We start from the raw sequence: 20,706 nt of genomic DNA, 5'->3' as shown, positions 1-20,706 counted from the left end.
ACGCCGCGCGCCGCGGACGTCAAGGCTGGCCGTCGCTCCTGCCTCACCCCAAACTCCGCCCTTGCCAGGCCACGCCTTGACGGCCACAAGCACGGCGTCATTCTCGAAGCAATCGGGCGGATCTTTAATGGTTGCTACGAGGGTGATTGCTCGCACTGACGATGTGAGCCCTATCGCGGCCCCTCACTCGGCCAGCCGAAGCCAGACGTCCTTGCTCGCTAGCGTGCCGTCGGGGGTGGCGATCTCCAGGTCCACGACGTGCAAGGAGTGGTCTCCGTAGACATATTTCAGGTGCCAGATCAGGCCCAGGTCGGGCGTGATGACGAAGTCATCGAGCCCGTCGGTCATCGCCCGAACGGCTTCCCGGTGCGTCAGCGGCGCCGAAAACATCGCATCGATCAGATTGGCGAGGCTCATGCCTTCGACCAGCATCATGCGCGCGATGTCGTCACCATGGACGTGGCGGAGCGCTGATACGATAACGGCAATGGCGTCCGGGTTTTTCATGACACAGTTTACTTCAGGCCATTTGCGTAGCCCCGATCTGGCTGCATTGAGCCGCGTCAGGCACGAGGCCGACGTAGCCCGGATGGAGCGTAGCGTAATCCGGGATCGGTACTCTAGAGAAGGCCCCGGATCGGGCGGAGCCTGTCATCGGGCGGCGCTTCGCGCCGACCCGTTGGATCCATCCGGGCTACGGCCGCTCCTCTGTTGCTGCGCCTTCCATATCGTCCCGCACATGCGCAAGAGGCCCGGCCGATCGGGATCGAATCTGCGGCACGCGCTCTCTCACTTGCGCACGCGCCACACCGTCCAGCCGGGTTTTGACACGGCCTGTATGGGCTCCAGATAGTCCGGAGCTTCGCCGCGGCCGAGATGTGCGGCAAGGCCCTCCGGTGCGATGCGAACGAGATCCTCCTGATCGAAGGAGCCGTTGCACGTCAGGATGTAGTCGACCTGCCGCGCGCGGAGCAGGGCGCGGGCGGCCTCAGGTGTTGCCGTCATCGCATGCACCATGGCGAGGTTGCCGTCATTATTGCGGTGGTAGGGACCGGCGAAGACGGAGTGCTCCGTCGCGGCCAGGATCGCAGAACCGGAATCGATCGGCGCCATCACGCGTCCGGGAGGCAGGCCGGCGAGCGGCGCGGCGCTGGAGATGGTCTGACAGGACGCGGCGGGATCGGGCATCGCGATCTTCTGTCCGCTCGTGCCGGCGGCGAGCGCCGGCCAGACCGCAAGTCCGATGCCTCCAAGTGTGGCGGGCGACACCAGCAACGCCACACGCACCAGCCGCCAACCGGCCACGATGTCAGTGCGAAGCCGGACAATTCCGGCGACGCACAGCGGGGCGGCGACGATATTGGCCGCGGCAGCGCCACGCAATTCCCACAGGCTCTCGCCGACCAGCGCTGCAAGCGTGACGGTCGAAACGATCCAGCGAAAGCGCGTTTGCGGCGTGCAGCCGATCATGGCAACAACACACAGGCCGAGCGTCAGCAAGGGAAACGCATAATAGCCGAGCAGCTTTTGCGGCTGCATCTGTGCCAGTTCAGTCAGCGGCATGGTCTCGACGACGCGGTCAAGCCAGAAGCTGACAAGCAGGGGATCGACCTGCGCATAGGGCGACGCAACGCAGCTCGGATACGATCTGTAGAATGCGCCCAGCAGCAGCGCGCCGGCGAGCGCGCTCGCCGCCAGCCGCGCCCACAAGGGCCCGCGTATGCGGGCAACACCGGCAACCGCGAGCAGGGCGACGCCGCCGCCCGCACACAACAGCAAGATGGGCCCGCCAAAGGCATCGCAGACGGGCCTGGCGAGACTGTTCATCGGGAGCAGCAGCAGCGCCAGCAGCAGCGACGACCCGGCAAGGCCTGCACCAAAGGCACAGGCGGGGCGCAGGACTTCACTGCCTTTCCACACCAGCAGCCCCACAACGGTCGCGCTCGCCAGGGCGATGGCGGGCAGCATTTCCAATCCGACCGACAGCGAAAGCGCGGCGCACAACCCAGCCAAAGCCGCCTTGTCCGCGCGGTGTTCCAGGTCGGAGATGCAGAGCACGAAGCCGAGCAGCAGCACGATCTGCAGATTGTGATGATCGATCGCGCCGGAGCGGAAGTGGATCAGGGCGGGGATCGACAGCGCCGTGATCAGGATCGCCGCAAGCTTTGCCCGCTTCCTGTCTGCAGGGGCGCATGCCTGACTTGCGATCGTCGCTGCGAGCCATAGCGCGGCGCCCATCAACAGCGACGGCCAAAGCACCAGCGTAAGCCCTTCGGCAAGGTGCTGGCCGAGCAGCGGACGGAACAAGAGGATCAGCATGGCCAGGGGCGCATCGACGATGCGGGACCAGTGCATGGCAATTCCGGGCGGGTCGAGCCGGTATTGGGTCAGGTCGAACCAGCCCTGGCCGGCCAGAAGATCGCGGACTTCGACCAGACGCAGGGCGTCGTCGGTCGACAGCGTGTCGAACACACCGGTTTTGATCGCGGGAAGTCCGAGTGCGACCACGATCGTTGCCCAGGTTATCGCGAGCACGATCGCAGGCTTCGGCTCCGTGGTCGATCGTGGCACGGTCGGTGGGACGAACGGCGACATTGTCCGGCGTCTCAATTTGAGTGTGCGGGCATGGGCGTCTCGCCCGTGCTCGCCTCGTCATCCCGCACATGGATCACGGCGATGTCGTCGGCATAGAGCCGCTTCCATCCCTTGATGTGATCGAGCACCTGGGCGGCGGGGCTGTCGGCGACCAGCAGCGTGGCGTCGATCTTGTACTCTTCGAGCAGCCGCGTCAGGTTATCGAGCTTCTTGACCTCGATCGCCTTGAAGAAGTCCATCACGAACTTCTCGCCATAGAGCTCGGCGCGACCGTCGACGAAAACAGGAATGTCGCGCGAGATCAGGTAGCCGCCGAACTGGTAGGCATTGAAGATGCGCTGCGCCTTGCGTTGCTGCAGCAGGTCGACGGCGGCAACCGGCGTCTGGTTCATCGTGAATGTGAAGCGGTGATGCGACATGTAGATCGAGGTCGAGGTCGAGGTCCAGGCCGCGGCCGCGATCATCAGCGCGCCCATCACCGTGACATAGCGCGCGGCTCCGCTCTCGGTGCCTTGCGTGAGCTGCGGCAGCGGCGACTTTTCGCCCAGCGGCTTTGCCAGCACCAGCGGCACCAGGAAGGCAAAGGCCTCGATGCTCCTGACATGGGTGAGGCCCATCCAGGTGAACAGCAGGATCAGCAGAATGCGTGGCACCGACAGTGTGAGGCCGCGAAACAGGCCGAGGGCGATCAGGCCGAGGATCGCGCCTTCGAACGCGGAGAACGAGGCGAAATTCGCCGGCATCCATTCCGAGATGACCGAGAGCAACTCGCCGAGGTTGAGGATGTTGGTGGCGCCCAGCAGCGTCCGCCAGCCATAGGGCGTGACGCAGGCAGCCAGCATCGCGGCGACGCCGAACAGGAACCAGCGTCCGAGAAGCCGGATTTGCTTGGCCGAATCGAGCGTCCAGATGGCTTCGAGCGCCATCGGGCCGATCAGCGCGAGGCCGAGCACGAAGCCGCCATGCAAACTCGCCCACAGCGACATCAGCGGCAGCCAGACCCAGGACGGCGTCACCTTGCGATCGGCCGCGTTCATCAGCACGCCGACCCATGCGATCATCACCGGCAGCGCCAAAATGTGCGGCCGCGCCAGGATGTGATGCAGCGACAGCAGCACTGCCAGCATCGCGAACAGAACCGAGCGCGGAATTTCAAGATGGGCGTCGAGCAGGTAAACGAAGATCGCGGCCGAGGCGGCGATCGCGAGCGCGGTGAGGATCACCGGCCCCGCCCAATCCCATCGCGCGTAGGTGATGGCGTACAGAATTTGCGACAGCCAGGAGGTCGAGATCCAGGGCTCCCCTGGCCGCGTGAACGAATAGAAATCGGTATAGGGCAGGGCGTGGTGATCGAGGATCCACTGTCCGATCTTGATCTGCCAGAACGAGTCGGAGTCCTGAAGCAGCGTGTCGCCGACATAAAGGAAGAAGAGATAGGCACCCGCGCCGACACACAGCGGCACCAGCGCTCGCGCGCGGCTCTGCACGGTGATGCTGTTGGTGAAGGAAAGCGACATGCCGCCTCGTGTTGTTCTTGGGAGCGTTGGCCGAGCGGGCGGCATTGGACCACGGCGGTCATAACTTCCAGTAAATCGGCGGGGCGATCGCGTCTGGCGCGGCATTGTTTCCGCGCAATTTAACCGATTGTTTTAGATTTCGGTTTACCATCGGCGAATACGTGTAGACCCTTCTCTGTTTGCGCAGTCGAATTAACTGCGGCGCAATTCTTTGCCCTTACGTTCGGTTCCATGGTCAGGCGGCGCTGGGAAGCCGAAGAAACCAGACCAGACCAGTTGAAGCCTCGTGTATCTTTTGGAGCAGTCTATGAAGAACCTCGTTTCGCGTTTCGTGAAGGACGAATCCGGCGCCACCGCCATCGAATACGGCCTGATCGCTGCCGGCATCGCGCTGGCGATCATCACCGTCGTCAACAACCTCGGCTCGACGCTGAACACCAAGTTCGGCTCGATCTCGACCAGCCTCAAGTAAGCTGAGACGAATTCAGAGTTCAGAGAGCCCCGTCCTCGGACGGGGCTCTTTTCGTTTGGGGGGCGCGGCGTTGAAGGTTTCGTAGGGTAGGCAAAGCGAAGCATGCCCACGTCAAGTAGATGGCGCGGCGTATCCCCCGCGTCATTGCGAGCGCACCGAAGCAATCCAGGCTGTCTCCACGGAGGGATTGCCGGATTGCTTCGCCGCGCTCGCAATGACGAGGAAGCGGGAGCCACTTTTCTCGATTGCAAAGAGAGTGTGGGCACGGCGCTACGCGCCTTTGCCCACCCTACGAGAGCTGTGGATGTGATTGATCGCGGCGCTACTCGCGCGCTTATTCCGCAAGACTCGGCTGCCACACCGCCGATGTAGCCGGCGCTGCCGAGACCCGCGCCGTGCGGTTCATCCATTCCAGATAGGCCTTCGCGGCCCAGATCGAAGCTGCCGCCAGCGCAACACCGCCGGCGACGTCGACGATGTAATGCGCGCCGATGACAGGCGTCGCCGCGATCATCATGAGGTTGAGGGCCGCTGCAGCACCGCCGATGCGCCGCACCGGCCACAGCGCCCACATGTAGAGCACGGCGGATGCGGCGTGGAAGCTCGGAAACGAGACGATGCCGGAGAGCTTGAACAATTGCATCTCGTGCAGGCTGCCGTCGCGTAAGCCCAGGATGTCGCGCAACTGCCCGGCGTAAATGGCGGTGTTGATGTCGGGGAGGTGGGCCGCGGGCAATTGCAGTGCGTAATAGGTGCCGATCGCCGGCACGAGGGCCGAGATCGCGATGGTGATGGCGAGCGCAAGGCTCATTGCCAGCATGAACAATTGCAGCCGCACGTAGCGCGCCGTCAGCGTCAGCACGATGGGGATGGCGAGCAGGGGCCATTTGATCAGGCCGTAGCTGCGCGACAGGATGTCAGCGAGCCAGGGATGATCGTTGACGAAGCGCGCGATCGGCTCGGGATCGAGGCCGAGCGCGCGATCGATCGCGAGCAGCGCCTGATCCTGCAGCGGCCAGCCCATCTTGCCCGCGACGTAGCTGAGCGGCCCGACGATGGCGCAGGTGATGATCACTTGACCGATCGTGCCAAGCGAGAAGATCAGTTTCGGATCGGCGAGATCGCCTTTGCCGATGCGGTGGCGATAGGCAATGACGACGAAGAGCGCGGCGATTGCCAGCGTCGTGCCGTAGGCGACAGGCTCGAGCCTGAGGCCAGTGACATCAAGGCCGAGCGTCAGCAGGCTGCCCATGAACACGATGGGAAGCCAGTTCAAATGGAAGAGCTGCCAGGCGGTCTTGGCGTCCGTATCGACCATGCTGCACCGGGTTGGATCGCAGCCACAGTCGCTGGCCGGCTTTAAGACCGCGGTAAGAAGTGTGGTCAGCCGTTTACCAATGAATTCCCTGCAATTTGAGCGGTTTGCAGTGCAGCGACGCAAGTGAGGTCAGGCGTGACGCATGACGCATTTGCTGCTTGTCATCCCCCCTGAATAGTTGTTCAGTCCTTGCGGGGCGATTTGCAGCGAATTCGGTGACGAAGCGTTCGGCCGCGGGGCGTGCGGCAGGCGTGGTGGGACAGGAAGCGCGCCATGGTTTATCGGCGGACGCATCAAGTGGTTAAGCGCCTTGCGGCTCGGCGCAGCGCGATCCTGGCGGCGGCAAGGGAAGCCGCAGCCGAAGGCGGCATGGCGGCGGTGCAGATCGCGCCGGTCGCCGTCCGGGCCAATGTGGCGGCCGGCACCGTCTACCGCTACTTCCCTTCCAAGGCCGAGCTGATCTCCGAACTGATTTCCGAAGTCTCCCGTGACGAGCTCGCGGCCATCAGGCGGGCGGCCGATGCCGCGCCGGGACCGTCCTCGGCGCTGGCGGCGGCCGTGACCACGGTGGCCGTCCATACCCTGTCGCAGCGGCGCCTCGCCTGGGGCATCCTGGCCGAGCCCGTCGATGTCGATGTCAGCGCCTCCAGGCTGGCCAGCCGCCGCGAGATCGCGGGCGAGATCGCCGCACGGATCGACGCTGCGGTCCGCGCGGGCCATCTGCCGGCGCAGGACACCGCGCTCGCCGCAACCGCGCTGCTCGGCGCGTTGCATGAGGCCCTGGTCGGTCCGCTCGCGCCTGACAATCTCGAAGACCCCGCCAAGATGCGCGACGCTGTCCAGACCGTGACGCTGCTGGCGCTGCGCGCCGTCGGCGTCATGGACGCCCGCGCGCGTGGTCTCGTCGTGCAGCAGACGCTGCTGCCGACGACCAAGGCGCTGGTCGGGGCTGCGGGCTGAGCCGATCGCAAAAAGGCTCTAGCCCGGGATCGACCGGTGCGCGCTGCGTCCCAGCGCGAACTGACCAACCGGTCCCTCGACGTGGAATTCGAGCCCCGTCATTTTTGCAAACAGATCAATATTGCTGGTGCCGATGGCACAGCCGCCAAGGCCCATATCGGCCGCCGCAAGGTAGAACGTCTGGATCATGCAGCCGACATCCTTCAGGACCAGCGAATATGCGATCGAGCTGTATTTCCAGGAGATCCGCCCGAAGCGCGCAGCGATCGTGATCAGGACCTGCGGCGGCCCGGATGCGTCCATGGAAAACTCGGCCGCCGCGAGAAGCGCCCGGAGCTGCTCGGGGGAGGCATCGAGCGTGACCAGCGCGTGGCCTCCGGCGTCGTAGTGGTAAAATCCGCGCGCCAGACCCTCGCAGTTGGAGACCGCCAGATACAGCTCCAGCTCATACGCACTGCCGGCCGCCGGATACGGTCGTGAGGTGTAGGTGACCTCGGAGCCGCCGTCGACATCGGCGCCGCTCTTCCATTCCGACAACACGCGGGCCGTGGCGCCGAGAAACTGCGCAAGCTCGGGAAGCGTGACGGGATTCCGATCGTCGAAATCCCGCGTCGAATGGCGCGCGCGGAGCAACTGCACGAACGGCGACGCCGGCTCGGGCAGGGCCAATTTGTCGAGGGAGACCGACTTGCCGGGCCAAGGCGGGCGCAGCGCGGGCAGCGGCGGAACGGCGGCAGCATAGGCGTACGCGCCGCCAACCGGATCGGTATGCCGGCCCTCCGTGCTCCGCGTGTGAAATACGAGATCGTGGAAATCCCAGAGAACGAGATTGCCGTCGCCTTCGTTGACCCGAAGGCCGTCTCTGTCTTTCGTATCGAGCTTGATCAACATCCCGCTGCTGAGCAGCAATCCGAGCAGACCAATGTCCAGCGCGGCCGCCTGCCTGCGAAGGTTGCTGATCTTCTGAGGCCGCGACAGGGCCGCGAGCGTGGCGGCGATGGCGGGATCGCAAATCCGGAACAGCGCGCCGGCGCGCGGCGATTCCAGCACCATCTCGTTGTCGCGCCGGCGAAGATAGGCGAAGCGCGACAAGGCGAGAGTATCGCCGTTCGACAGCTTTGCGGGTTCCGGCCAGTATTCCGCGATCTGTGGCTCGATAACGACCACGTCTCGCGCGTCACGGGGCGAGAACAGGCGATAGTCGAGGAGCCCGTGCCGCGCCAGCCGCTGCACCAGGGCATGAACCTGCCTTGCGACGATACTTCTGCCGGGAAGGGAGGCGAGCGGCAAGCCGGTGGCGAGGGGGCCTGCGCGTTCGATCGCCGCGCGGCTGTATTGTCCGAGGTTGAGCGAAGTATCGCCGGACACGGCGGCAACGCTTCCGTCGGCCTGCATATGCAGGGAGAAACGGCCGTTCAGCCGGGCGGCGATGACGAATGCGACTTTCCTGGCCAGCTTTTTCCGGGAGGTGCGCACGGAAGCAGCCTTCAAGTGTGCGGCAGGAACGGGGTCAGTTCGCTTTCCAGGCGTGGGCGGTCCAGCAGCCCAAGCTTCACCGGCACATCGTAAAGCCGGCCGGGCCCGAAGCGACGATAGAAATGCCGCAAGCCCGGGACAAGCACTCTGACGACGGGGACCTCGACGTCGGGTCGTGTCTGGTCGAGCACGAGGAAGTCGTATCCGGCGCGGACCGCGATCTCGACGCAGGCATTGACCTGGTCGCGCGTATTGTCGTGAAGCTTGATATCAGGCGCCGGCGGGATCACCGGATTGTCGCTCGGGATCAGGAACGGATAATCGTCGAGCCGCAGCGGCGTGACACCGTCAAGCGATGGCTTCTCGCCGCTTCCGCCGTCCATCAAGCCAATCGACATGAACTGAGTCAGCTCGGTGAGCGAACGCAGCAGGGCGATGCGGCGATCGAAATGCGAACCGGACCCGAACTCGATGTTCTCGTGCCCATTTTGCATCCAGTGCATGATCGCAACATAAGAGGGAATGCCGAGATCGCTGGTGATGTCGAGGACCCAAAGCCGGCGTCCCGCATCGGCAAACTGGCGCTGCAGATCCCGTACGTAGGAATCCTCGAATTCTGCGAGATCGACTTCCGCACGCTGCACGCGATTGTACCACCAGATCGCGTAGGCATCGCGTTCGACCAGTTCGAGGAAGCCTTGAACGATGGCTTCCTCGCGTGTGTTGCCGGCTGCGCAACCGTTCGAATCCGTGTGGAAGCCGCCATAGAAGAAATACAAGAGGCCAGTCGGAAGATATTTGAACCGCTTGTCGCGCATCGACCAGACCGGCGACCATTCGGTCTTCATCGAGGGATCGAACGGCTCGGGAACCGGATGTGAATCGTCGGGCAGAGGGATATGCCGGTTTTGGAACTGCAGGTCGCTGAAGAACTGGACGTCGTTTGGCAGAAGCGCCTCACCGGGAGCGAAATCGGCGAAGCGTCGCGTCGTCCTGATCTCGTCACCCTGGAAAATGCCGGAATAGCGTTCGATCGCCTCCATCAGCGCGCTGGCCTCGCCCTGCTCGGCCGTGGAGCCCTTGCCGAAGCTGCCGCCGCTCAGGCCGGACCTGAGTTGGTCGACATTCCACGCCGGCGCAGAGAAATTATGGTAAGCGAAAAAATTGGTGTTCATCGGCAGATCGGCTTCGATCCGCTCGAGCCTGGATACCACGCCGGTCAGCGGGCTGACGTGTTTGCGGAACCGCGCCACGGTGGCCCGCGACGTCACGGTGCGGTATCCGCCGCTGGTCATGACGAGCCGTCTGCCTTCGGCAATCTCGATCGGCGCTGCCGCCCGCCGCGGATTCCTCAATTTCTTGCTGCCACAGGTCGCGCATTGCGGACGTTTCGCAACGTAGTGCTTGGCGATGGCGGCCCCGGTGAGGTCGACGCTTGCGATGTGATCGCTGAGATCAGTGCGAAATCCGGAGGCGATCGCCTTTGCAATTTCAATGGCAGCGAAGTGGACCCCGGTCTGTCCGACACTCTCGCTGACCAGGGGCGATGTTGCGACCGCTTGCGCCGCCCCGCGAGCGAGAAATCCCTTGATCTCGCGATTGCGGATCATGCGATCGTGCAGGCAGGTCCAGCAGGCGCTTTCGCCCGGCTTGAACACCGGCCCCACCAATGGAAAAACGCCGGAGGGCTGAACCAGCAGCCAGGGCGTTCCATCGGTGACGCGTTCCCGGTTCAATTCGGCGAGCGTCGGTTCGAGATAATCGTTCACAAGCGTGACGATGAGTTTGGGCGACCGCTTGGCGATTTGAACTCCGAGCTTGGTCAACGCCGCGCTCAGCTCGCTGGCACCCTTGACGTCGATCGATTCCACCCGCACCGGCCAGTTGCGCAGGTTCTCTTCGGCGATTTCGGCAGGCAGGCCGAGGCTTGCCCAATATCCATCAACGGGGCTCGCGTGCGATGCCCCGCTGACGACGTAGCGGCGCTCCAGCAGACGCCGGATCGCTTCCTCGATCTCGGCCACGGGAAAGTGTTTCGAGAGCTGGCGGATGATATCCTGGGCAGCACGGCCATTCTTTCCGATCGCGCTCGCCACTGCGCAATAGAGATCACCATGCAGGAAAAATTTGCGGTTCTCTGAATAGAGACAGACCACATTGGGAGGAAGCAGGTAGGCGGTGAAGTTTGGCGCGAAACGCAAAACGGTCTTGCGGGTCGGCTTCGCGGTGCGGCTCTTTCGCTTGATTGTCATCGGGGGCGCACGCTGATCCTGTTTCCGCCATGTTCGGTCGTTGGTGTACGACGAACGTCTTGCTGGCCCGACTTGTGCCGAGCGCTACCGGATTTCTTGACATGAGTTGGAACACACTCGTTCGCCATCGGCAAGCCGAGCAGGGAGACGAAGCGAACGCGGTGGCGACGAAAGCAAATTGGCCGGGTCGTGTGCGAGCCCGGCCAATGAAATTGCATCATGTCGATGTCGAGTCAGATGCTCTGGCCTAGCACCAGCGGCAGCGCCCCCATGATGCGCAGCATCCCGTGCAAGCTACCGGCACTGGCAACGGCAGGCCGATCCAGCCAACGCCGCAGCCGCCACAGCCACCGCAACCGACGCCGCAGCGACAGGCTCGGCAACCTGCGCAACCTCTGCAGCCACCACACCCTCTGCAGCCTCCGCAGCCGCGACAACCACCGCATCCCCGAGCCAGCAGCACATGGCTCAATTCTTTCTTGTCGTAGGCCAGATGAAAAGTAGCGAGGCTGACGTCGGCGAGTTCTTCTTCGCTGAGCGCCGTGTACCGACCGGAATTGGAGTTCGGCCTTTGTTGAACATCGCCTGTCGGCAACGCGGACGCTGCCGCGCTTCCCGCCAGCGAAAACGTCAGTCCGGCGAGGCCGAGCGCCGGCATTGCGGTTTTGGTCTTGCTGTTCTTTTTCGAAGCTTGTCTCGTCCGCCGCATGGCCGCATCCTCCATGGCTTCAGGTCCGATCTTCGCTGATGATCCTACGCCGAGCAAAAAGGGCGGGCAAGATTCGCGGATACACAAAAGAGTATGGGCCCGTTCGCACGCATTCATCTTCATGAATGACATCACTGTAATTTTTCGTCGATATCGATGGACGGCCGTGATGCGGTGCGCAATCGTCAGGGAGCTCAACCGGAGAGGCGAGCTTGGCCGATCAATTTGGACGCTTCGTTTGGTATGAGCTTCTGACGACGGATGTGCCGTCGGCAGCTGCCTTTTACGCCGAAATTGTCGGCTGGGCCGTGAAGGATGCGTCGAGCCCGGAACTTGCCTACACGCTGCTGACGGCGGGTGCTGCTCCGGTCGTCGGGCTCATGGATCTCCCCGAAGAGGGAGTACGGATGGGGGCAACGCCGAGATGGCTGGGCTACGTCGGCGTCGATGACATGGATGCGACGGTCGCGCAGATCCTCCGACTGGGAGGCGCGATCCTGGTGTCTCCGACCGACAGCAACATCGGCCGCATTTCGGTGGTCGCCGATCCGCAAGGAGCGGCGTTTGCGTTGGTCAGCCGGCTGGCATTTGGCCTGATGCAAACGAGCGGGTCGTATCAGCCCGGGCGCGTGGGCTGGCACGAGTTGCTGGCTGAAGACCGACGCACGGTTTTTCCATTTTATGGCAAGGTTCTCGGCTGGCGACAGGCCTCCGCCGAAGTGGATCCGGCAAGCGTGTATGATTTGTTTTCGGTGGCCGGGCAGACGATCGGCGGCATGCTCACCAAGCTACCGAGCGTAGCGCACGCCTGTTGGCTTCACTACTTCAATGTCGAGGACATCGGCGCCGCGGCCCGGCGGGTCATGACCGGCGGGGGCCGGGTCCTTCACCAGCCGATCGAGTTGCCCGATGGCGGCTGGATCGTGCGATGCGTCGACCCCCAGGGCGCCCTGTTTGCGCTGCAGGGCGCTTGGGATCACAAGGGCGTCGGGAGATCCTCGAGCTCGGAAGTCAGCTGGTCCTCCGAATGGGAGGGCATTGCTTCACGGGGCAGGATGGTGATCCACAAGACCAAGCGCTAAAGCGCGATGCGATTGGGATGAATCGATGCGCGCCAAGAACTCGAGTCACCTCTCCCGCAGGGAGAGGTCGGATCGCATCGTAAGATGCGATCCGGGTGAGGGGTTACAGTCTCACTGTGCGCCGCGGCCCCTCACCTGGATTGCTCAGGCGCGCAATTGCGCGCCATAGCAATCCGACCTCTCCCCGTTGGGGAGAGGTGAAACACGGACCGCCGACCAAACCTAATTTCATCACGCTTTAGAGCATGATCCGGAAAAGTGTGAAGCGGTTTTCTCTCGCGACAAACGCGGAACGCGTTTGCGCGGAGATCATGCTCAAACAAGGAGCTAAAGCGCGATGACGATTCAACCCAATCTCATCGCGCTTTAGGCCAGCCCGCTACTGTGCATGGGGTTGTTTTCGCGTTTTGGTCGGCGGCCTGCCGGCCGCCTTAGATATTCGCCTCGCCCTCCGGGCCGACCGAGGCGATGCGCACCATGTTGGTGGTGCCGGGAATGCCGAGCGGCACGCCGGCGACGATGATCACGCGCTGTCCGGCGCGGACGAAGCCGTCGCGGAACGCGATCTGGCCGGCGCGGTTCACCATGTCGTCCTGGTCGCGCGCATCCTCAGCCACCACGCAATGCACGCCCCAGACCACCGCGAGCCGGCGCCCGGCCGTGATGTTCGGCGTAATCGCCACGATGGGCGGCTTCGGCCGCTCGCGCGCCACGCGCACCGCAGTCGAGCCGGAGCTGGTCCAGCAGATCAAGGCAGGCAGGTCGAGCGTCTCGGCGATCTGCCGGGCGGCATCGGCGATGGCGTCGCCGGCGGTGGATTCCGGCGCGGGGCGCTGGGCCATGATCACGTCCCGATAGATCGGGTCGCGCTCGACCTCCTCGCCGATGCGGTTCATGGTCGAGACCGCCTCGACCGGGAATTTGCCGGCCGCCGACTCCGCCGACAGCATGATAGCGTCGGCGCCCTCATAGACGGCGGTGGCGACGTCGGAGACCTCGGCGCGGGTCGGCACCGGCGACTGGATCATCGATTCCAGCATCTGGGTCGCGATCACCACCGGCTTGCCGGCGCGGCGCGCCATGCGCGTCATCTGCTTTTGCAGGCTCGGCACGCGCTCGAGCGGCAGTTCGACGCCGAGGTCACCGCGCGCCACCATCAGCGCGTCGGAGGCCTCGATGATGTCGGCGAGACGGTCGATCGCCTGCGGCTTCTCGATCTTGGCCATCACGGCGGCGCGGCCGCGGATCATCTTCTTGGCTTCGATCACGTCGTCGGCGCGCTGCACGAAGGACAGCGCGATCCAGTCGACACCGGTGACGAGGGCCGCCTCGAGGTCGGCGCGGTCCTTCGGCGTCATCGCCGAGACCGGCAGGTCGGTGTCCGGCAGGCTGACGCCCTTGCGGTCGCTCATCTTGCCGCCGACCACGACGCGCGTCACCGCGTGCTCCTTGGTGGTCTCTTCCGCGATCAGCCGCACCTTGCCGTCGTCGAGCAGCAGCGCATGGCCGGGCCGCAGGGCGGCCAGAATCTCGGGATGGGGAAGGTTGACCCGGGTGGCATCGCCCGGGGTCTTGTCGGAGTCGAGCGTGAAGGTCTGGCCGTTCTGGAGCTGCACCGCGCCTTCGGCGAATGCCCCGAGCCGGAGCTTCGGGCCCTGGAGGTCGACCAGGATGCCGATCGGACGGCCGTAGCTACTCTCGACATTGCGGATCGTCGCCACCAGCTCCCGCATCTTGTCATGCGGAGTGTGGCTCATGTTGATGCGGAACACATCGGCGCCAGCCTCGAACAGGCGGCGGATCATCGCGAGGTCCGAAGAGGCAGGTCCAAGGGTCGCGAGAATCTTGATACGGCGAAGGCGCCTCATGGCTTATTTCCAGACGGTGGTGACGAGGGAGCTGGCGGGAGGCCAGGTGCGGCGGGGGGCGTACCACCGGGCGGACTATTGGGCAAACCCGGAACGCCGCCACCAGGACCAACAGGGCCGGGCATGCCGGGGACACGCGGCTGCGCAGAAGGCTGCTCGTTGGCGTCCGTGAGCTGCACCGTCCAGGCCCGCTGCTCGCCGGTATCGACTTCGAAATAGCCGGTCCGGTCATAGCCGCGCGCCAGGCAATCCTCGGTGCCGCGGATGGTGAATTCCTTGTCGCGCGAGCACATGAAAGCCTGCCCCGACCATTCGCCGCCGCGGTCATAGTCGATCGCGTAAATGTAATAGTAGCGGGCGACCAGCGTTCCCCGCAGCAGGGTCTCGCAGGACCGGGACGAGATGTTCCACCAGCCTTCGGTGGTCCAGCCGTCGGCGTCCTTGTAGCCGAGCGCGATGCCCACCCGGCTTGAGGTGTTGTTGCAGAGGCGGAAGTCGGCCGAGGCCGGGCTGGCCCAGAGGCACAATAAGCCAACCGCCAGCACCGGGACCAACCGGGCGAGCAGGCGAAGGGGGGAGCGGGGAGATTCGGCGATCATTGTCGCGGAACGTATACCAGATGATTGACGATTTGGCGTAGGGGCCGGGGACCTGCCCATTTGTTGGCCCAGCGGCCGTTTGCGCCGCGATATGGCAAAATCTGTGACAGGACCCCACCTGATCCCGTAAGGGTGACCACCATCAAGGGCGCAGCCGAGGAATCCAGCCATGGCCATTGACGACAAAACCAGAACGGAGCTCGAGGCGGCCGCTTTCCGGCGCCTGGTCGATCATTTGAAGACGCGGACCGACGTCCAGAACATCGACCTGATGAATCTGGCCGGCTTCTGCCGCAACTGCCTGTCCAACTGGCTCAAGGACGCCGCGGACGCCCAAGGCGTCGCGCTGAGCAAGGATGAGAGCCGGGAAGCCGTCTACGGCATGCCCTACGAGAGCTGGAAGGCGAAGTACCAGGGCACGGCCACCGCCGAACAGATCGAGGCGATGAAGAAGGTTCATCCCCACAATCATTGAGGGGGACTGTCCGCGCCGCGGCCTGAGTCGCACCACACAACAGCTTTCTTTGCTCACCTGCAGGAAGGTGTGGGCGCGCTGTGGACGAGCGCGATGCTTGCTTGAACGCTGACGGCGTCAACCCTAAGGGTCTACCCAGCACGCGCGGTGGATGCCGGCGTCACCTCGTTTTGCCAGTTCCATTGGGAGTACCAAGATGGCCACCTCCGCCGCCGTCCGCGACGACGAGCCCGCGACGAAATTTGCCAAGGACCAGCTCAAATCCATCATCGAGCGCATCGAGCGGCTGGAGGAAGAGAAGAAGGCGATCTCCGACGACATCCGCGACGTCTATGCCGAGAGCAAGGGCAACGGCTACGATGTCAAGGCGCTGCGCACCATCGTGCGCCTGCGCAAGCAGGACCCCAATGAGCGCGCCGAGGCCGAGACGATTCTCGAGACCTATATGCAGGCGCTGGGGATGATCTGAGGCGTTTGCGCCTCCGACGTCACTCGGGCTACAAATCGCGGCTGTTGCACTTCGTTTGTGAACGGAGACGTCAGTGACTGCGCCGTCGCTGCCGCGTGAAGTGATCAGTGCCTTCGGCGCTCTTCCGGCGCCGATCGGCAAGCGGCTGTTCCAGGTGCGCGACCTGATTTTTGCGATCGCGGCGGCGGATGACAATGTCGGCCGTCTCACCGAGACGCTGAAATGGGGCGAGCCTGCCTACCTGACCGATGAGACAGGCAGCGGTTCGACCATCCGGCTCGGCCGCCTCAAGGACTCCGACCACGCTGCCATTCTGTTCAACTGCAAGACGACGCTCGTCGACACGTTCCGCGAGCGCTTTCCCGATCAGTTCGAATATCGGCAGACCCGGGCTCTGCTGCTGCCGGTGGCCGGCAAACTGCCGAAGCAGGCGCTATCGGTCTGCCTGTCGCTGGCGCTGACCTATCATCTGGATCGGTGGGGAAAGAGGGCGCGCTAGGCGATCGGCCTTTAGCGCAGCGCGGCCGTGCGCATGACGAAGGACGTCGTCTCGATCTTCGTGGTCGCGCTGCCCGAGAAACCGTCGCAGGACAGGCCATGCATCGGATCGTCGGTGAAGCCCATTGCGACCACGGCCTGCGGCTTGACGAAATAAGCGCGCATCGCAGCCATATCGAGCTCGCCCATCAGCGTGACAGACATCGCCCGGCTGGCGCTCGGCGACAGCATCACGATCTTGAGCCAGATGCTCTCGCCCTTGGCCGCGGAGAGCCGCGTTGCGGTTGCGATCATCCCTTCGGTGCTCTTGCCGACGACGGTGTTGATCTCGGTGGCCGGCGCAGCGTTGCGGGCGACGGACGCCGCACGCACGCCGTGCGGGATTGGCGCCGAGGCGGCGACGACGCGGGAGCGGTCGACTGGCGAGGCGGAAGCGGGCGCAAAGGCCAGCGCCTGATAGGCGGCGTTGGAGACGCTCGCGGTCGGTTGCGGATCGGTCGCGGCGGCCAGCGCCTGGCGCGCCCTGAGTGCTGCAATCTGCGCCGGTGTCGCTTGCTGCGGCGCGGCCGGAGTATCCCAGAAGCCGCGGGCATTGATGATGTCGGCCGGGGACTCGAACTTGCGGGCTGCCGGCTTGTCAGCCACGGGCTCGGGCTTCGGCTCAGCTTTCGGTTTCGGCGGCGCAACGAGCTGGGCATCGGCCGAGGCGAGCTGGATGGCGGAGGCGACCGACGGCTTGGCGCGCGGCGTCGGCACAGGATCGGCGGGTTTGCTCGCGGCGGCGACCACGGTGGGCTTGGCGGCCGGGGCGGGAGCGCCCTCGTCATCCTCGTCGGCACTGGCTGCCGGAGCCTGTTTGCTCTTGAACAGGGCGGCGAAGAAGTCTGGCTTACCGGCGCCATCGTCGCCACCGCCGCGACGCTCGATCTCGGCCTTGGCCAGCTCATAGCCCTTCAACGGCACACCGTCGGTTGGCAGATGCACCGTCTTCCCGTCGGGGAAGACGCGGGCGAGCTGGTCATGCGTCATGCGCGGCCAGTGCCGGATGCTGCCGGTGTCGAGATGCACGAAGGGCGAGCCGGAGGTCGGGTAGAAGCCGACGCCGCCGCGTTGCAGGCGGAGGCCCGCGAAGCGGATTTGCTCCAGCGGAACGTTCGGGATGTAGAAGTCCATCGCATGGCCCAGCATGTGCTGGCTGAAGCGCGCCACGCCCGAGGAGCGGCGGCGCAGCATGGCGTTGGTGGCGGGGGAGCGATAGGAGGAGATGATCTGGATCGGCTGCTTGCCGTCGACGTCGCGATAGACTTCCCAGAGGATGTCGAACAGGTGACGGTCCATCACCGTCTCGTCCTGGGTGCGCCAGTCGCGCAGGAAATGGTTGAGCGTCTTCAGCGCGGCTTCGTCGTAGCGGCCGTCGCGCTTGAAGGTGACCGTAAGGTCTTCGCCCGAATGGGTGTGGTGGAAGGAGAGCGTCTTGGTCTCGTTCAGCGCCGCGGCGTTATGGACCGAGCCGGCAGCCGCAAACAGCACCAGCGAAGCGAGGCCGATCCGAGATCCGACCTTCACTCCCGCATGGGACAGCGACAACGCAGCGAATTTGCGTGCGAAACCAGTCAGCACGAATGAGCCCACCCAGTCGACGAGCGTTCAAAATGGACTCTCCCGCCAACCCCGTTAGCGCGCGAAAGAGGATGAACGCTTTCTTAAAGCGAGAAGGTTAATCCGAGGTTGACCTTCCCGCCCCCAAACCAAGTCAGACTACAATCCTAACCGGTTGAGTGTGGCGAAAAAACGCCAGCCGCCCGAACTCGGGTGGAGAATGGTTAACGTTAAGCGACCCTATCCAGAGGAAAGGGTCGCTGATTCTATTGAAGAATTTCAGGGATTGAGGGCAGGCCGCGGCTCAGCGGGTGAAGACCCGCTGCTGCCGGCGGCCAACCGGAGCCGGCGGCTGAGCCGGGGCGCCGCCGCCGAACAGCCGCTCGAAGAAGTTCAACCCGGACGAGCCGCCATTGTTGGCGATCGCTACACCCGAGGGCAGCGTCGTTGCCGGGCGCGAATAGCTCGGCTGCGAATGGGCGACGACGTTCTCGAGGTCCTTGCCGCGGCCGTTCTTCAGGATGTTGATCATGGTCGCGTCGCGGCCATAGACGTCCTTGCGGAATTGCAGCTTGCCGCCGTCGTCCACGAACGCGGTCTGGTAGGTGATGTTGACCGGGATCGGGGTCGGGAATTTCAGGTCGACCTCACCCGAGCCGTACATGCCGCGCACGCGCTCCGGGGTGTAGTGCTCGTTCGGCATGGCGATGTTGAGCAGGACCGAGGCGTACTGATCCGGATATTGCACGCGCATGCAGCCATGGCTGAAGGCGCGCTCGTCCTTGGCGAACAAATACTTGTCCGGCGTGTCGTGCTGGTAGACCAGGAACTTGTTCGGGAAGTTGAAGCGGATGCGGCCGAGCGCATTGGCTTCCCCGGGCGGCTGCGAGATGTGCACCGAGCCGTCGCGGTTCTGCTCGAGCTTCAAGCCCATGCGCTGAAGCACGGTCGGGTCCTGCTGCAGCGCCGGCAGATACTCGCCATAGACGATCGACGGCGGCACGTTCCAGGTCGGGTTGACCGTGATGTACTTCATCGTCTCGGTCAGCAGCGGCGTTGCGTGCTGGCCCGGCTTGCCGGTGACGACGCGGGTGGTCCAGACCTGCTGGCCGCGCTGCATCACCTTCAGCGTGTAGTCGGGAATGTTGAGGATGACATAGGCATCGCCGAGCGAGGGGGCGCCGAGGTCGCGCGGCAGCCAGCGCCAGCGCTCCATGTTCACCAGCACGGTGTCGATCTGCCTGTCACGCTTCGGGCTGTTCAGCGCCTTCACGGTCGGCGCATCCAGCACGCCGGTCGCCTTCATCTCGGCGCCGTCCTGGAATCTGCGCACGGCTTCGGCAACCGTTGCGTCATAATGGTCGTCGCTGGCGTTCTCGGTGATGCCCAGCTTGGCGCGAAGCTGCGGCACGCGCGGGTCCTGCGCGACGATTTCCGCCTGCCTCTTGCCCTTGGCGGGGGTGTATTTCAGCGCGGGGCCGTCGGTGATCTCGATCACCGGACCGTCGCCTTGACCGCGCAGCTTGGCAAGCTGCGCCTTCAGCTCCTTGTAGAGCTTCTGCGGCGGGTTGTAGCTGTCGAGCGCGGCAGAGGCGTCGGCTGCGGTCGTGACCTTGGTGAGCACCTCGCTCGGATCGACCGGATGCTCGGGATAGAGGATATCGGCGCTGACCTGGGACCAGTGCATGCGGCCGCTCTGCGCCTGGCGCGCATAGTCGAACATGCTGGCGGTGAGCTTCAGCTCGGCATCGGCGAGCGCATCGGGCGTCGTGGCGGCGACGAAGTCCGGCACCGGATAGTCGGCCGGATTGAGACCGTCGGAGGCCGCATCCTTCAGCCGCGCGATCACGCCCTTGGCCGCAGCGGTCAAGCTGCCGGCTTGCGTCCAGACCGGCGCGAAGTCGCGGGCGCCGTAGAACTTCTCGGCGGCGGCACGTTCGTTCTTGCGGTCGAAATGGCGCGAGGTCTTGGACCCGAGGATGTCCTTGATCTTGTCGGCGACCGGCTGGTCGGCGGCGGGAACGTTGCTCGCGGCCTTCACCGGCTCGGCGGCCGGAGTTGCGGCTGCCGCCGCCGGAGCAGCGGGGCTGGCCGATGGCGCGGCTGCGGTGTCAGCCTTTAACGGTTCAGATTTGGCAGGCTCAGATTTGGCCGCTTCAGATTTGGCGGGTTCGGTCTTAGCGGGCTCGGTCTTGGCAGGTTCGGTGGTGGCCGTCTCGCTCTTCGGCGCCTCGGCGGCGGGCGTCGTGGCGATGTCGGCAGGTTTGGTTTCGACCTTCTCTGCGGCTGGAGCGGCTTCGGCCTTCACAGGCTCCTTGGCCGCATCCTTCGGAGCGTCCTGAACTGTGGCGGTGGTGTCGAGCTTGATGTCGGATGCGGTCGGGGGCGGAACGTTTGCGGGCTCGGGGCGCGGGATCGCAGCTTCGATCGCGAGTTCGGCAGCGCTGCTGCGCGCCTGATCCTGTGCCAGCGCCGAGCCGGCCGACACCGTGATGAAGGTCGCTGCGACCACCGCCAGAACGCGGTCAAAGCCTGCACGGTGGTTCAAACAGTCACGCATTGTATCGCACCCCTCGGGTGAGCTGTCCCTCGTGGAACAGCTTTCGTTATCGCCTAATTGAGCTTCGGCTAAATCGCGCCGGCCTCTCGAAAGTTACACGCCTGCACGCAACGATTCATACGCAGACGATATACAGGCCCCGTTTTCACAGCTAGCGCTACCCCGGGAAACTCACGACAAACTGACTTCAAGACAGTCTGTTTGCAACGGATTGTGCGGCTTTGCCCCGCGCTTTTCCCGCTGTCTGTCACTTCCAA

The 20,706-nt window shown here is 64.4% G+C and carries 16 protein-coding genes; 6 read left to right on the top strand and 10 right to left on the bottom strand.

The annotated features are described in order from the left end of the window. Positions 1 to 183: 183 nt before the first annotated feature. From L6637_RS27935 to L6637_RS27925, 3 genes are all read right to left on the bottom strand, one after another. The gene (locus L6637_RS27935; protein WP_237862953.1) at positions 184 to 507 is read right to left on the bottom strand and encodes a hypothetical protein; all 324 of its coding nucleotides are present in this window, start codon (positions 505 to 507) and stop codon (positions 184 to 186) included. 282 nt (positions 508 to 789) lie between these two features. Then, positions 790 to 2,595 carry a hypothetical protein gene (locus L6637_RS27930; RefSeq protein WP_237872641.1) on the bottom strand — a complete coding sequence of 602 codons (1,806 nt, stop codon included), beginning with the start codon at positions 2,593 to 2,595 and terminating at the stop codon, positions 790 to 792. 11 nt (positions 2,596 to 2,606) lie between these two features. Next, positions 2,607 to 4,112, bottom strand: a complete 1,506-nt coding sequence (locus tag L6637_RS27925) for a hypothetical protein (RefSeq protein WP_237872640.1) — start codon at positions 4,110 to 4,112, stop codon at positions 2,607 to 2,609. 307 nt (positions 4,113 to 4,419) lie between these two features. Here L6637_RS27925 and L6637_RS27920 point away from each other — a divergent pair, with 307 nt between their 5' ends. Beyond that, positions 4,420 to 4,584 (top strand): Flp family type IVb pilin, encoded by a 165-nt coding sequence (locus L6637_RS27920; RefSeq protein WP_057757281.1) that lies wholly within the window; start codon positions 4,420 to 4,422, stop codon positions 4,582 to 4,584. Positions 4,585 to 4,918: 334 nt separating this feature from the next. Here L6637_RS27920 and L6637_RS27915 read toward each other — a convergent pair whose 3' ends face one another. Then, complete coding sequence (locus L6637_RS27915; RefSeq protein ID WP_237862950.1) at positions 4,919 to 5,902, bottom strand: phosphatase PAP2 family protein; 984 nt, start codon at positions 5,900 to 5,902, stop codon at positions 4,919 to 4,921. Between the two features lie 273 nt (positions 5,903 to 6,175). Between L6637_RS27915 and L6637_RS27910 the strand changes: the two genes are divergently transcribed. Next, positions 6,176 to 6,862: a helix-turn-helix domain-containing protein gene (locus L6637_RS27910; protein WP_237862949.1), complete on the top strand. Its 687-nt coding sequence runs from the start codon at positions 6,176 to 6,178 to the stop codon at positions 6,860 to 6,862. An 18-nt stretch (positions 6,863 to 6,880) separates the two neighbouring features. Here L6637_RS27910 and L6637_RS27905 read toward each other — a convergent pair whose 3' ends face one another. Further along, positions 6,881 to 8,257: a SagB/ThcOx family dehydrogenase gene (locus L6637_RS27905; RefSeq protein ID WP_237863344.1), complete on the bottom strand. Its 1,377-nt coding sequence runs from the start codon at positions 8,255 to 8,257 to the stop codon at positions 6,881 to 6,883. A 92-nt stretch (positions 8,258 to 8,349) separates the two neighbouring features. Then, the gene (locus L6637_RS27900; RefSeq protein ID WP_237872637.1) at positions 8,350 to 10,590 is read right to left on the bottom strand and encodes a TOMM precursor leader peptide-binding protein; all 2,241 of its coding nucleotides are present in this window, start codon (positions 10,588 to 10,590) and stop codon (positions 8,350 to 8,352) included. Positions 10,591 to 11,511: 921 nt separating this feature from the next. Here L6637_RS27900 and L6637_RS27895 point away from each other — a divergent pair. Further along, positions 11,512 to 12,381: a VOC family protein gene (locus tag L6637_RS27895; protein WP_237872635.1), complete on the top strand. Its 870-nt coding sequence runs from the start codon at positions 11,512 to 11,514 to the stop codon at positions 12,379 to 12,381. Positions 12,382 to 12,812: 431 nt separating this feature from the next. On the opposite strand, the gene pyk is transcribed toward L6637_RS27895, so the two are convergent. Both pyk and L6637_RS27885 read right to left on the bottom strand, forming a co-directional pair. Then, a complete protein-coding gene (gene pyk, locus L6637_RS27890) occupies positions 12,813 to 14,249 on the bottom strand; it encodes a pyruvate kinase (protein WP_237862946.1) in 1,437 nt (478 codons plus the stop codon). After that, positions 14,246 to 14,848 (bottom strand): DUF1036 domain-containing protein, encoded by a 603-nt coding sequence (locus tag L6637_RS27885; protein WP_237872633.1) that lies wholly within the window; start codon positions 14,846 to 14,848, stop codon positions 14,246 to 14,248. Before L6637_RS27885 ends, pyk begins: the two co-directional genes overlap by 4 nt. Positions 14,849 to 15,017: 169 nt before the next feature. Between L6637_RS27885 and L6637_RS27880 the strand changes: the two genes are divergently transcribed. From L6637_RS27880 to L6637_RS27870, 3 genes are all read left to right on the top strand, one after another. After that, the gene (locus tag L6637_RS27880) at positions 15,018 to 15,323 is read left to right on the top strand and encodes a DUF1244 domain-containing protein (RefSeq protein WP_237872631.1); all 306 of its coding nucleotides are present in this window, start codon (positions 15,018 to 15,020) and stop codon (positions 15,321 to 15,323) included. Positions 15,324 to 15,519: 196 nt separating this feature from the next. Continuing rightward, entirely contained in the window at positions 15,520 to 15,792 is a 273-nt protein-coding gene (locus L6637_RS27875; RefSeq protein ID WP_008546273.1) for a DUF2312 domain-containing protein, read from the top strand. Positions 15,793 to 15,865: 73 nt separating this feature from the next. Next, complete coding sequence (locus L6637_RS27870; RefSeq protein WP_237872629.1) at positions 15,866 to 16,291, top strand: DUF1801 domain-containing protein; 426 nt, start codon at positions 15,866 to 15,868, stop codon at positions 16,289 to 16,291. Between the two features lie 11 nt (positions 16,292 to 16,302). On the opposite strand, the gene L6637_RS27865 is transcribed toward L6637_RS27870, so the two are convergent. Both L6637_RS27865 and L6637_RS27860 read right to left on the bottom strand, forming a co-directional pair. After that, complete coding sequence (locus L6637_RS27865; RefSeq protein ID WP_237872627.1) at positions 16,303 to 17,910, bottom strand: peptidoglycan L,D-endopeptidase MepK; 1,608 nt, start codon at positions 17,908 to 17,910, stop codon at positions 16,303 to 16,305. A gap of 283 nt (positions 17,911 to 18,193) precedes the next feature. Beyond that, positions 18,194 to 20,449: a L,D-transpeptidase family protein gene (locus L6637_RS27860; RefSeq protein WP_237872625.1), complete on the bottom strand. Its 2,256-nt coding sequence runs from the start codon at positions 20,447 to 20,449 to the stop codon at positions 18,194 to 18,196. Between the last annotated feature and the right edge of the window lie 257 nt (positions 20,450 to 20,706).

The organism is Bradyrhizobium zhengyangense, from assembly GCF_022012435.1.
Lineage (GTDB): Bacteria > Pseudomonadota > Alphaproteobacteria > Rhizobiales > Xanthobacteraceae > Bradyrhizobium > Bradyrhizobium zhengyangense.
The sequence above is the reverse complement of the archived record's forward strand: the minus strand, read 5'-3'. Positions and strand labels throughout refer to the sequence as shown.

Bases quoted from the DNA above. Each gene is read 5' to 3' on its own strand.
- L6637_RS27920 (WP_057757281.1), top strand. From the start codon at position 4,420: ATGAAGAACCTCGTTTCGCGTTTCGTGAAGGACGAATCCGGCGCCACC.
- L6637_RS27930 (WP_237872641.1), bottom strand. From the start codon at position 2,595: ATGTCGCCGTTCGTCCCACCGACCGTGCCACGATCGACCACGGAGCCG.
- L6637_RS27910 (WP_237862949.1), top strand. From the start codon at position 6,176: ATGGTTTATCGGCGGACGCATCAAGTGGTTAAGCGCCTTGCGGCTCGG.
- L6637_RS27900 (WP_237872637.1), bottom strand. From the start codon at position 10,590: ATGACAATCAAGCGAAAGAGCCGCACCGCGAAGCCGACCCGCAAGACC.
- L6637_RS27875 (WP_008546273.1), top strand. From the start codon at position 15,520: ATGGCCACCTCCGCCGCCGTCCGCGACGACGAGCCCGCGACGAAATTT.
- pyk (WP_237862946.1), bottom strand. From the start codon at position 14,249: ATGAGGCGCCTTCGCCGTATCAAGATTCTCGCGACCCTTGGACCTGCC.
- L6637_RS27885 (WP_237872633.1), bottom strand. From the start codon at position 14,848: ATGATCGCCGAATCTCCCCGCTCCCCCCTTCGCCTGCTCGCCCGGTTG.
- L6637_RS27935 (WP_237862953.1), bottom strand. From the start codon at position 507: ATGAAAAACCCGGACGCCATTGCCGTTATCGTATCAGCGCTCCGCCAC.
- L6637_RS27880 (WP_237872631.1), top strand. From the start codon at position 15,018: ATGGCCATTGACGACAAAACCAGAACGGAGCTCGAGGCGGCCGCTTTC.
- L6637_RS27860 (WP_237872625.1), bottom strand. From the start codon at position 20,449: ATGCGTGACTGTTTGAACCACCGTGCAGGCTTTGACCGCGTTCTGGCG.
- L6637_RS27915 (WP_237862950.1), bottom strand. From the start codon at position 5,902: ATGGTCGATACGGACGCCAAGACCGCCTGGCAGCTCTTCCATTTGAAC.
- L6637_RS27925 (WP_237872640.1), bottom strand. From the start codon at position 4,112: ATGTCGCTTTCCTTCACCAACAGCATCACCGTGCAGAGCCGCGCGCGA.
- L6637_RS27905 (WP_237863344.1), bottom strand. From the start codon at position 8,257: ATGCAGGCCGACGGAAGCGTTGCCGCCGTGTCCGGCGATACTTCGCTC.